The organism is Roseovarius halophilus (ex Wu et al. 2025) (assembly GCF_047086965.1).
The window spans coordinates 17413-27955 of sequence record NZ_JBKOTX010000061.1; the positions used below are offsets into that span (position 1 = coordinate 17413).

The window sequence follows — 10543 nt, forward strand, 5'->3', positions numbered from 1 at the left end:
TGAACTGATGAGCACGAGCTGGTCCACACTTTGCGACGAAGGCGATCTGCCCGACGGCGAAGCCCGCGCTTTTGAAATCGACGGGGCGCGCCTGTGCCTCGTCAACGACGCGGGCGAATTCTTCTGCGTCGACGACCTCTGCACGCATGGCCGCGCCTTTCTGTCCGAGGGCTATTGCGACACCGAGGATTGCGTCGTCGAATGCCCGCTCCACGGCGGTCTGTTCGACTACAAGACGGGCGAGGCTGCGGGCGATCCCGCCGAGAAGCCCGTCAAAACCTATCCGGTGCGCGTCGAAGGTGGCCAGGTGCAGGTGCAGCTATGAGTGCTGCACACCGCGTCGCCGTCATCGGGGCCGGAGGCACCATCGCGATGGAAGGGGCCCACCCGTTCGACTGGGTCGACTATGGCGATACGGGCCGGATCAACCCGGTCGACAAGATCGTCGAGGGCATGGACCTCGGCCTCGCGGATGTGACGCTCGACCTCGTGCCGTTCCGCATGCTGCCCTCCACGGGCATCTCGGTCACCGACTGGATCGAACTCGCCGGTGTGGTGATGGATCTGGACGGCCAGACGAACATCGACGGGATCGTCATCACTCACGGAACCGCAACGCTCGAGGAGACCGCGTTCTTTCTCGAAGCGACCTGCGCCGCGACGAAACCCGTCATCCTGTCCGGTGCGCAGCGCCCGCCCAACACGGCGGCCAGCGATGCGATGGTGAACCTGCGCGCGGCGGTCTCGGCCGCGACCCAGGCCCCGGCGGGAGCATATGCTTGCATGAACGGCCAGCTTTTCGCGGCCTCCGATGTGAGCAAGACCTCGAATTTCGCGCTCGACGCCTTCGAGGCTCCGGAATTCGGACCCCTTGGCCGGATCGACGCGGACGGAAGCCTGTTCATGGCCCGCGCCCCGATTGCCGCCCCGAAAGTGCTGCCCCTGCCCACGGGCGAAGTGCCGCGCGTGGACATCGCGTTGTCCTACTCCGGGTCAGACGGCTGCGCGATCAGGGCACTGACCGAGGCGGGCGCACAGGCGATCATAGTGGCCGGCATGCCCCCGGGACGGGCCGCGCCGGGCGACCGTGCCGCCATGCTCGATGCCGTTTCGAAAGGCGTCGTCGTCGTCCAATCCAGCCGGGCGCTGCGCGGTGGCGTGCCGGTTCAGCCTAATAACCGGGCAGATGGCATCCTTGGCGGTGGCGGATTAAGCGTTCAGAAGGCGCGCATCCTCGTCATGCTGGCGCTGGCTTCAAAGCCCGAAACCGCAGAAATAGAAAACTTACTCCAGACCTGGGGCCGCTTGCCGCCCACCCCGGGCAACCACTGACCGAAGGTTCCGCAAAGAGAACCTGGTCCGACACCATCCAAAACGGGAGGTCTGCTAAGGTGTCCATGGGACGAATATACGAACGCATTTTGTCGGGGCTCGCGATCCTCGGTGGCCTTTTGCTGGTCTTCCTTGTCGTCGTGATCGGCGGCGAGGCGATCCTGCGCCTGTTCAACATCGGTCTGATCCGGGGAAGCGTGCAATTCTCGGAATATGCGCTGTTCAGCCTGGCGATGCTGGCGGCCCCTTGGCTGCTTTACCATGACGGCCACCTCAGAGTGACCGTGGTGCTCGACAACCTTGCCCCGCGTGCGAAAGCGCGGGTCATGCTGCTGACCGATTTCATCGGCCTTGCCGCAACGACGATTGCCCTGCGCTTTGCCTTCGAGGTGTTCGGCCAGTCGTATCAACGCGGCCAGCTTATCTTCAAGGACGTGGTGGTCAGTGAATGGCTTTTGCAGTGGCAGGTGCCTCTGGCGCTTGTCCTGCTCGTGATCGAGTTCCTGCGCCGGATCTATCTAATGCTGGGCACACCCGTCGGCCGCGCGGCCCTGACCGGAGTGCAAGACAATGCCTGAGTGGATTTTCGCGATCTCGCTGATGTTCGGCAGCGTCCTTGTGCTCTTGATGATCGGCGTACCGGTCGCCTTCTCGTTCCTTGCGGTCAATATCGTCGGTGTGCTCGTCTTTCTGGGCGGTGAAATGGGCCTGATGCAGATGGTGCGCAGCATGCGCTCCACTGCCGGACAATATTCGCTGGTGCCGATCCCGCTTTTTGTTCTGATGGGCGAGATCATGTTACAGACCGGAATGGCGCAAAAGTCCATCGACGCCATCGACCGGCTGATTTCAAAGGTGCCGGGGCGGCTGTCCATCGTGGCCGTGCTTGGCGGGACGGTGTTCTCGTCGCTGTCCGGCTCCACGCTGGCCAACGCCGCCGTACTGGGGCGCACGCTGTTTCCGCAGATGAAGGACCGGGGCTATTCCTCGACCATCGCAATCGGTCCGATCCTTGCGGTGGGCGGTATCGCCATGCTGATCCCGCCATCGGGGCTTGGGGTGCTCTTGGGGTCGCTCGCGCGGATTTCGATCAATGACATCCTCATCGCTGCCATCGTGCCGGGTGTGATGATGGCGATCCTGTTTCTTGGCTATATCATCATCCGCTGCCGGATCAGCCCCGAGATCGCGCCGCCCTATGAAGGTCCCGAGCTTACCCTGCGGGAGCGTATCTTGCCGATCTTCACCCATGTCGTGCCCCTGTTGGGCGTGTTCGTTGTGGTTGTCGGCTCCATGTTCGCGGGCATCGCGACCCCTACCGAAAGTGCCGCCCTTGGCGTGCTGGCCACGCTTGTCGCAGCGGCTGCTTATCGTGCGCTGTCGATCAAGGCGCTGATCCTGTCGGTCAGCGAGACGCTCAAGTTCAGCGCGATGATCCTGCTTATCATCTGCACCTCGGGCACCTTTTCGCAGATCCTGGCCTTTTCCGGTGCAACGCAGGAAATGTCGCAGATCGTGACGGGCGCGGGCGTGTCGAACACGATGCTCGTGATCTTCATGCTGGGCATCCTGATCTTCCTTGGCTGTTTCATGGATCAGGTGTCGATGATGATGTTGACCCTGCCGATATTCATGCCGATCGTGTCCGGCATCGGTGTCGACCCGGTCTGGTTCGGTGTGCTGATGCTGATCGCGTTGGAAATCAGCCTGACGACGCCGCCCTTCGGGTTGCTTTTGTTCCTGATGCAAAGCGTGGCCGACAGGCCCTTGGCCATGACGACAATCTACAAGGCGGTCCTGCCCTTCCTTTTGCTGGAGTTCCTTGTGCTTGGCATCCTGTTGTTCCTGCCGGGCACGGTCAGCTGGCTGCCCGATCTGCTCCGGTAACGAGGTGACGCGATGAAGAGCCCTGATTTCGATTACCTGCGGGCCGAAACGCTGGGCGAGGCGTTGGCCGCGCTCGCCGACAACGAAGACGCCATCGTTCTGGCCGGTGGGCAAAGCCTTGTCGCTGCGCTGAACCTCCGGCTTCAGGCGCCCGAGCTCGTGGTGGACATCAACCACATCCCCGGTCTGGACCGGATCGAGGTTACGGGCGACGCGGTGCGGATCGGCGCGCTAGTGCGCCACGCGCACCTCATGGCGCATACCGATGCGCTGGCCGCGCTTCCGCTCATCGGGGCGGCGCTGCCTCATGTGGCACACCCCGCGATCCGCAATCGCGGCACCACCTGCGGCAGTCTGGCCTACGGCGACCCGGCCGGCGAAATGCCCGCCTGCGCCGTGGCGATGGGCGCGACCTTCGTGCTGGCGAGCAACACTGGCACACGCGAGGTGCCCGCCCGCGACTTCTACCAAGGTCTCTACGAGACCGCGCGCGAACCGCATGAAATCCTGATCGAGGCGCGCTTTCCCGCCGCCCCCAAAGGCACGCGCGCCATCTTCGACGAGCTGGCCGTGCGCCGCGGTGATTTCGCCACGCTGGGTCTGGCCGGTCAGGTGACGCTCGACGGAGGCACCATCGCTGCCTTCGACCTCGTCGCCTTCGGGTCCGAGCCGGCGCCGCTCCTGTTGCCCGAGGTGGCCGACATCGCGCTCGGCCGTGCCCCCGATGACGGGCTGATCGCCGATCTTTCGCAAGCGATCTCGGACGCGGTCGACCCGATGGACAGCCCGTTGGCCACCCCCGAGATGCGCCGCCGACAATACCGCGCCTTGGCAAAACGCGCCGTGCGCGATGCGATGGAGCTTGACGATGCCTGACGACATGATCCGCTTTACACTGAACGGACAGGAGGTCTCGGTGCCTGCCGCCTCGCGCGGCCATCTGGGCGACCTTCTGCGCCATCATTTCGGTGAAACCGGCACCCATATCGGGTGTGAACATGGCGTGTGCGGGGCCTGCAATGTGATGATGGACGGGCACGTTGTGCGTTCCTGCCTGACCCTTGCCATGCAGGTGGACGGGGCGACCGTCGAAACCATCGAACATGCAGGCCACGACCGGGACGTGGTCGCGCTTCAGGATGCCTTCGTTGCGCGCAACGCGTTCCAATGCGGCTTCTGCACGCCCGGGATGATCCTGACCGCGCGCGAGCTCTTGTCCGAAAACCCGGCCCCAAGCCGCGATGAAATCCGCGACGCCATCTCGGGCAACCTGTGCCGCTGCACCGGCTATCAGGCGATTGTCGAGGCGGTCTCGGATGCCGCGTATACGCTGCGGGAGGGATCGGATGACTGAGATGAACACCAAGGGAATCGGAGCCCCTCTCCCGCGCGAGGCGGCGCGGCGTCTGGCCAAGGGGCACGGGCGCTATGTTGATGACATCTCCCTGCCGGGGATGCTGCAAATTGCCTTCGTGCGCGCGCCGTTCGCCCATGGGCGCGTTCTGGATATTGAAGCCGATGACGCGCTGGAGGTGCCCGGCGTCGTCGCGGTGATCGACGGCAAGACGCTGGCCGAGGTCTGCGCGCCCTTCGACACAAACCCGGCGGGTGTGCCCGGCCATGCCTCGGCCCCCCAGCCGCCGCTTGTCGTGAATGAAAGCTGTTTCCAGGGCGAAGCGGTGGTGGCCGTCGTCGCGACCAGCCGGGCCGTGGCCGAAGACGCGTCGGAGCTTGTTTTCGTGGACTGGGACGAATTGCCCGCCGCCTGCACGATCGAAGCCGCGCAGGCAGAGGGGGCCGCGCCGGTCCATACCGACTTTGCCGACAACCTGACCTTGCATCATCGTTTCGGGGCCGAGGACGTGACCGACGCTTTCGCCAACGCCGCCCATGTGGTCGAGGCCAGCTTCGGTTTTGGCCGCCAGACCGGCGTCACGCTTGAACCGCGTGGGATCGTCGCCCATTGGGACCCTCGCAGCGAAGAACTTGAGGTGTGGCAATCGCATCAGGTGCCGTGGCAGATGCGCGAGGTCTACGCCGCGCAGCTTGGCCTGTCGCCGCAAGCCGTGCGCGTCACCGCTCCGGATGTGGGCGGCGCCTTTGGGCTGAAACTACACGCCTATGCAGATGAACTTGCCGCAGTGGCGGTGTCAAAGCTGTTGGGCCGCCCGGTCAAATACATCGTCGACCGGATGGAATCTTTCACCTGTGACGCCCATGCGCGCGAGGCGCAGGCGACCTGTCGTATGGCGGTGGATGCCGCGGGGCACGTCCTTGGGATAGATGCGCACGTCGACGCCGGCTTCGGCGCCTATGCCATGCATCCGCGCGGCAGCTTCGGCGAGGCGATGCAGGCTGCCCAGATGATCGGTGCGCCCTACAAGGTCGGGGCGTTTCGGGCCGAGGTGCGCGGCTGGCGCCAGAACAAGGCGCCAAGCGGGGCCTATCGCGGTGTGGGCCAGCCCATCGCCTGCTCGATCACCGAAGAGATGATCGACTTGGGCGCCCGTGCCGCCGGGATCGACCCGGCCGAGATGCGGCGCATCAACTACCGTGCGACGCTGGACGAAGGCACCCGCGCTACGCAAGCGGGCCTCGTGATCGAGGAGCTTTCGCTTGATGCCTGCCTTTCCAAGCTGAAGGAGGCGATGGACTATACCGGGCTTCGCGCCGAACAGGCGGCGCTGCGCAAAAAAGGCGTCTATCGCGGGATCGGTCTCGCCAGCTTCGTGGAGCTGACCGGTGTCGGGGCCGGGCTCTATGGCCCGCTCGGGCTGACGGTCGCTGCGAACGAGGCCTGCCGCCTCACGCTTCAACCCGACGGCAGCCTGACCTGCGCGACCAGCGTGACGGATCAGGGGCAGGGGACGCTTTCGGCGCTTGGCCAGTTGATCTCGGGCGAGTTCGATATTGCACCCGACCGCGTGCGCATGATCGCGGGCGACACCGGGCGCACCCCTTATGGGGGCGGGGCTTGGGCATCACGCGGGATGGCGCTTGGCGGGGAAGCCGCGCAACGTGCCAGCCAACGGATGCGGGAAGGTTTGTTCGGCGTCGCGGCGGCGGTTTTGCAATGCGCGCCCGACGATCTTTCGTTCCGGAATGGTGAAGTCATCGGGCCCAAGGGCCCCTCCGGCTTGACGCTGGCCGAGATCGGGGCGCTGTGCCACTACCGGCCCTATGACATCCCCACCGGACAGGTGCCGCCGATGACGGTCGAGGAGAGTTTCGTCCCGTCGAACCTGCCCTATATCGCCTCAAACGGGGTTCATGCGGTCCATGTCGAGGTCGACCCCGCGCTCGGCACCGTCAAGCTTTTGAACTACTGGGTCGTGGACGATTGCGGCACCGTGGTGAACCCGCTTCTGGTCGACGAGCAGTTGCGCGGTGGGATCGTGCAGGGCATCGGCGCCGCGCTTTACGAGGAATGCCAATATTCCAAAGACGGCCAGTTTTCGAACGGGACGCTGGCGGATTATGTCGTGCCGATGGCCGGCGAGATGCCGGATATTCACGTGGGGCACGTCACCACGCCCACCCGTGCCTCGGGCCTTGGCGCCAAGGGTGTGGGCGAGGCCGGAACGGTCGGCGGACCGGGCGCGGTGCGATCCGCGCTGAGCGATGCGCTCGCGCCGCTCGGCGCACGCGTCGTGCGCCAGCCTTTCACCACCGGGCGCATACTCGAGGCCGTGATGGCCGCCGAGTAGGCCAAAACCAAATGAAAGACAGGGAACAGACTAATGGAAATGCAAGACAGCCGGATCATCGCCGCCCCGCGTAACGCCGTGTTCGCGGGATTGGTGTCGCCGGACACGCTCAAGGCCTGTGTCCCGGGCGCCGAAGAGGTGACAGGATCGGCGGAAGAGGGCTTTGAAGCCGTCGTTGTGCAGAAGGTCGGGCCGGTGAAAGCCAAGTTCAAAGGCGCGGTCACGGTCGAAGACGTGGTGCCCGGCACCTCCATGCGCCTTGTCGGAGAAGGCAAGGGCGGGGCAGCGGGCTTTGCCAAAGGCGCGGCCACCGTGACCTTTGCCGATCACGCCGATGGCTGCGAGCTGAGCTATAGCGTTGAAGCAAAGGTGGGTGGCAAGATCGCGCAACTTGGCTCCCGCATCATCGACGGGTTCGCCAAGAAAATGGCCGACCAGTTCTTCGAGAGCTTCAAGGACGAGATGGAAGGGGTCGCGCAGACCTAGGCAACTACGGGGGCCAGCCCCCGATCCGCGCTGGGGGTCACGCCAAAACGGCGGCGGTAGAGGCGCGCGAAATGGCTTTGGGTGCGAAATCCGCAAGCTACCGAGATTTCCGCGACACCCAGATCGGTCTGCTGGATCAGCCGGCGGCCATGGTCAAGCCTGAGGCCATCTTGAAATCGTTTCGGCGTCTGGCCGAGGTGGGTTGAGAAAAGCCGCTCCAAGTGCCGACAGGACAGGCCGACCTTTTCTGCCACCGCCTGTGCGGGCAGGGGATCGTCTAGCGTGGCTTCCATGACCTTGATCGCGGCAATCAGTGCGGGGCTCCGGCGGGCGTGGCGGCAGGCCGTGGATAGCATCTGTGGCGCGTCCGGCCCCCGGATATGCGCGCAGGTCAGGGCGGCCGCCGCGGCATGGGCGCAGTTTCGTCCCTGTGCCGCCGCGATCAGCGCCAGCATCATGTCGAGCGTCGTGACGCCACCGGCGCAGGTTATACGCCGTGGGCCGAAGTGAAAAACCGCGTCCGTCACCTGTGGACGGGGAAGCCGTTCGCGCATCGGATCGGCCATCGCCCAATGCGTCGCGATGGGTATGTCTTCCAGCAACCCGGCCTCGGCCAGAACCGAGCCCCCGCTGCCGATCGCGCCCACGGCCGCGCCATGGGCAACGGCCTTTCCAAGCCACGGGGCCAGCGCGGGCGAGCTTTGCCGCACAAGCTGCGGACCACCGCACAGCAACAGGGTATCATTCGGGAACACCGGCTCTACCCCCCCATCCACGGCAAGGGTCAGGCCCGAGCGGGACGGCACGCCTGCGCCGGTCACGGTCAGGATGCGCCAGCGAAAATCCCCGCCGTCCCGGTTCGCCGCATCAAGAGCCTCGGTCGCGAGCGCAACGTCGGTGACGCCGTAGCCCGGCAGAAGCACGAACAGGAACCGGGGGCCTGCGGGCCGCACAGGGCTATGTGCGGCCCGGAACGATCTTGCGTCTTGATCGGTCACGCCGTGTCACTCGGTCCGCACGCGCCCGGACAGGCGGATCAGCTCTTCATGCAGCTCGAACCAGACGGTGTGATAGCTGTCCTTCATCGTGTGAACCGGCATGCAAAATTGACCCCAGTATTGGGGTAATCGGCGTCCAAAAGTGACCCCCCTGATATTTCTGTTCAGAAGCTTCCTCGACGGATTTGAGGGAGCGAGTTGGGGATGTTGGTCGTGGAGACGATTGCGAAGATCAGGCGGGCGTATTTTATCCAGGGGAAGTCGATCAAGCAGATTTGCCGGGATCTGCGGGTGTCGCGGAACACGGTGCGTAAGGTGGTGCGATCTGGGGCAACCGAGTTCAGCTATGACCGCTCGACGCAGCCTCGCCCCAAGATTGACCCCTGGCGATCCGATCTGGATGAGCTGCTGGCCGAGAATGACCGGCAGCCCAAGCGGCAACGCCTGACGCTGGTTCGGATTTACGAAGAACTGCGCAACCGAGGTTATGACGGTAGCTATGACGCGGTACGGCGCTATGCGGCGCGTTGGTCGAAGGCGACCCGGGAGGCATCGGCGGCGGCCTATGTGCCGCTCAGCTTCGATCCCGGCGAGGCCTATCAGTTTGATTGGAGCCATGAGGTCGTTCTGATTGACGGCGTCACCACGACGGTGAAGGTTGCCCATGTCCGCCTGAGCCATAGCCGGATGCCGTTTGTCCGGGCCTATCCCCGAGAGACCCAGGAGATGGTGTTCGATGCCCACGACAAGGCGTTTGCCTTCTTCGGTGGGGCCTGCGCCCGGGGGATTTACGACAACATGAAGACCGCCGTTGACGCGATCTTCGTCGGCAAGGACCGCGCCTATAACCGGCGGTTCCAGCAGATGTGCGGCCATTACCTGGTCGAACCTGTCGCCTGCACCCCGGCGTCGGGTTGGGAGAAGGGACAGGTCGAGAACCAAGTCGGTGTCATCCGGCGACGGTTCTTCGTGCCGCGTCCGAAGTTCAAGTCCTATGCCGAGCTGAATGCATGGCTGGAGGATAGATGCCTGGCCTATGCCAAGGCGAATAAGCACCCGGAGCTGCGGGACAGAACGATCTGGGAGGTGTTCGAAGAAGAACGCCCGAGCCTTGTGCCTTACGTCGGCCCGTTCGATGGATTCCATGCGGTCCCGGCCTCTGTGTCCAAGACCTGCCTCGTGCGCTTCGACAAGAACAGATACTCGGTCGATGCCCGCGCCGTGGGGCGGCCGGTCGAGATCAGGGCTTACGCCGATCGGCTGGAATGCTGGCAGGATGGGCAAATCGTTGGCCAGCATGGGCGGGCCTTCGGGCGGGACAAAACGATCTTCGATCCCCTGCATTACATACCTGTTCTGGCCCGCAAACCCGGCGCCTTGCGCAATGGGGCACCCTTCAAGGAATGGGAGCTGCCGGCGCCGATCCGCCGCGTGTGGCGCAAGTTGGAACGTCAGCCCGGCGGTGACCGGCAGATGGTCGACATCCTGAGCGCCGTACTGACCGACGGAATTGAGGCGGTCGAAGCGGCTTGGGCAGAAGCCCTGTCGCACAATGTCCATTCCGCAGGCGTGGTCCTGAACATCCTGGCCCGGCACCGCGAGCCACTACCGCCCCTGACAATTACGACGCCAGATGAGCTGAAGCTGACCTGTGAACCAATTGCCGACTGCAACCGATATGACAGCTTGAGGAGACAAACAGATGGAACGATCCGACGTAATCGATGCGATGGGGAAGCTGAAGCTCTACGGCATGAGAGCGGCCTATGATGAAACACTGACCACGGCCGTCAAACGTCAGCATGAACCCCAACAGATCATTGGGGATCTTCTGACCGCCGAGATCAGGGAGAAGCAGGCCAGATCGATCAAATACCAGATGACCATCGCCAAGCTGCCGCTCGCCAAGGAACTCGAAGAGTTCGCCTTCGAAGCGGCGGAGGTCAACGAGACGCTGATCCGAGACCTGGCCACCGGTGACTTCCTTGATCACCAGCGCAACCTCGTCCTGATCGGCGGCACCGGAACCGGAAAGATTGAGCAACCTGAGGTCTGGAAATTCTGCTGAGAGCGGGTCATGCATCCTGGCATTCCCATTTGATGTAGGCCTTCGTTTCGGAGGCCCATTTTTCG

Annotated in this window: 10 protein-coding genes and 1 pseudogene; 10 read left to right on the forward strand and 1 reads right to left on the reverse strand. The window is 64.1% G+C overall.

The window, feature by feature from the left end; genetic code table 11:
* Window positions 1–7: 7 nt before the first annotated feature.
* The 8 genes from ACH107_RS13835 (at window position 8) to ACH107_RS13870 (ending at window position 7412) form a co-directional block, all read left to right on the forward strand.
* Window positions 8–325 carry a non-heme iron oxygenase ferredoxin subunit gene (locus ACH107_RS13835; protein ID WP_412506338.1) on the forward strand — a complete coding sequence of 106 codons (318 nt, stop codon included), beginning with the start codon at window positions 8–10 and terminating at the stop codon, window positions 323–325.
* On the forward strand, window positions 322–1332 hold the full coding sequence (locus tag ACH107_RS13840; RefSeq protein ID WP_412506339.1) for an asparaginase: 1011 nt from the start codon (window positions 322–324) through the stop codon (window positions 1330–1332). Before ACH107_RS13835 ends, ACH107_RS13840 begins: the two co-directional genes overlap by 4 nt.
* Before the next feature lie 65 nt (window positions 1333–1397).
* Window positions 1398–1910, forward strand: coding sequence for a TRAP transporter small permease (locus ACH107_RS13845; RefSeq protein WP_412506340.1), 513 nt, complete (start codon window positions 1398–1400; stop codon window positions 1908–1910).
* A complete protein-coding gene (locus ACH107_RS13850) occupies window positions 1903–3219 on the forward strand; it encodes a TRAP transporter large permease (RefSeq protein ID WP_412506341.1) in 1317 nt (438 codons plus the stop codon). Before ACH107_RS13845 ends, ACH107_RS13850 begins: the two co-directional genes overlap by 8 nt.
* 12 nt (window positions 3220–3231) lie before the next feature.
* Window positions 3232–4095 (forward strand): FAD binding domain-containing protein, encoded by an 864-nt coding sequence (locus ACH107_RS13855; protein WP_412506342.1) that lies wholly within the window; start codon window positions 3232–3234, stop codon window positions 4093–4095.
* Window positions 4088–4573 (forward strand): (2Fe-2S)-binding protein, encoded by a 486-nt coding sequence (locus ACH107_RS13860; protein WP_412506343.1) that lies wholly within the window; start codon window positions 4088–4090, stop codon window positions 4571–4573. Before ACH107_RS13855 ends, ACH107_RS13860 begins: the two co-directional genes overlap by 8 nt.
* On the forward strand, window positions 4566–6926 hold the full coding sequence (locus ACH107_RS13865; RefSeq protein ID WP_412506344.1) for a xanthine dehydrogenase family protein molybdopterin-binding subunit: 2361 nt from the start codon (window positions 4566–4568) through the stop codon (window positions 6924–6926). The genes ACH107_RS13860 and ACH107_RS13865 overlap by 8 nt, the downstream gene beginning before the upstream one ends.
* A 33-nt stretch (window positions 6927–6959) precedes the next feature.
* Window positions 6960–7412, forward strand: a complete 453-nt coding sequence (locus tag ACH107_RS13870; protein WP_412506345.1) for a CoxG family protein — start codon at window positions 6960–6962, stop codon at window positions 7410–7412.
* Here ACH107_RS13870 and ACH107_RS13875 read toward each other — a convergent pair.
* A complete protein-coding gene (locus ACH107_RS13875) occupies window positions 7409–8410 on the reverse strand; it encodes a GlxA family transcriptional regulator (RefSeq protein WP_412506346.1) in 1002 nt (333 codons plus the stop codon). The two genes, ACH107_RS13870 and ACH107_RS13875, sit on opposite strands and share 4 nt — an antisense overlap.
* Window positions 8411–8614: 204 nt before the next feature.
* On the opposite strand from ACH107_RS13875, the gene istA reads away from it, so the two are divergent.
* Both istA and ACH107_RS13885 read left to right on the forward strand, forming a co-directional pair.
* Window positions 8615–10180, forward strand: coding sequence for an IS21 family transposase (istA, locus tag ACH107_RS13880; protein WP_412506347.1), 1566 nt, complete (start codon window positions 8615–8617; stop codon window positions 10178–10180).
* Window positions 10113–10445, forward strand: a pseudogene (locus ACH107_RS13885) (ATP-binding protein); the annotation flags it as partial. The gene istA and the pseudogene ACH107_RS13885, both read left to right, overlap by 68 nt.
* Window positions 10446–10543: the final 98 nt, after the last annotated feature.

Coding starts and splice junctions, on each gene's coding strand:
- ACH107_RS13835 (WP_412506338.1), top strand. CDS start 8: ATGAGCACGAGCTGGTCCACACTTTGCGACGAAGGCGATCTGCCCGAC.
- ACH107_RS13840 (WP_412506339.1), top strand. CDS start 322: ATGAGTGCTGCACACCGCGTCGCCGTCATCGGGGCCGGAGGCACCATC.
- ACH107_RS13845 (WP_412506340.1), top strand. CDS start 1,398: ATGGGACGAATATACGAACGCATTTTGTCGGGGCTCGCGATCCTCGGT.
- ACH107_RS13850 (WP_412506341.1), top strand. CDS start 1,903: ATGCCTGAGTGGATTTTCGCGATCTCGCTGATGTTCGGCAGCGTCCTT.
- ACH107_RS13855 (WP_412506342.1), top strand. CDS start 3,232: ATGAAGAGCCCTGATTTCGATTACCTGCGGGCCGAAACGCTGGGCGAG.
- ACH107_RS13860 (WP_412506343.1), top strand. CDS start 4,088: ATGCCTGACGACATGATCCGCTTTACACTGAACGGACAGGAGGTCTCG.
- ACH107_RS13865 (WP_412506344.1), top strand. CDS start 4,566: ATGACTGAGATGAACACCAAGGGAATCGGAGCCCCTCTCCCGCGCGAG.
- ACH107_RS13870 (WP_412506345.1), top strand. CDS start 6,960: ATGGAAATGCAAGACAGCCGGATCATCGCCGCCCCGCGTAACGCCGTG.
- istA (WP_412506347.1), top strand. CDS start 8,615: ATGTTGGTCGTGGAGACGATTGCGAAGATCAGGCGGGCGTATTTTATC.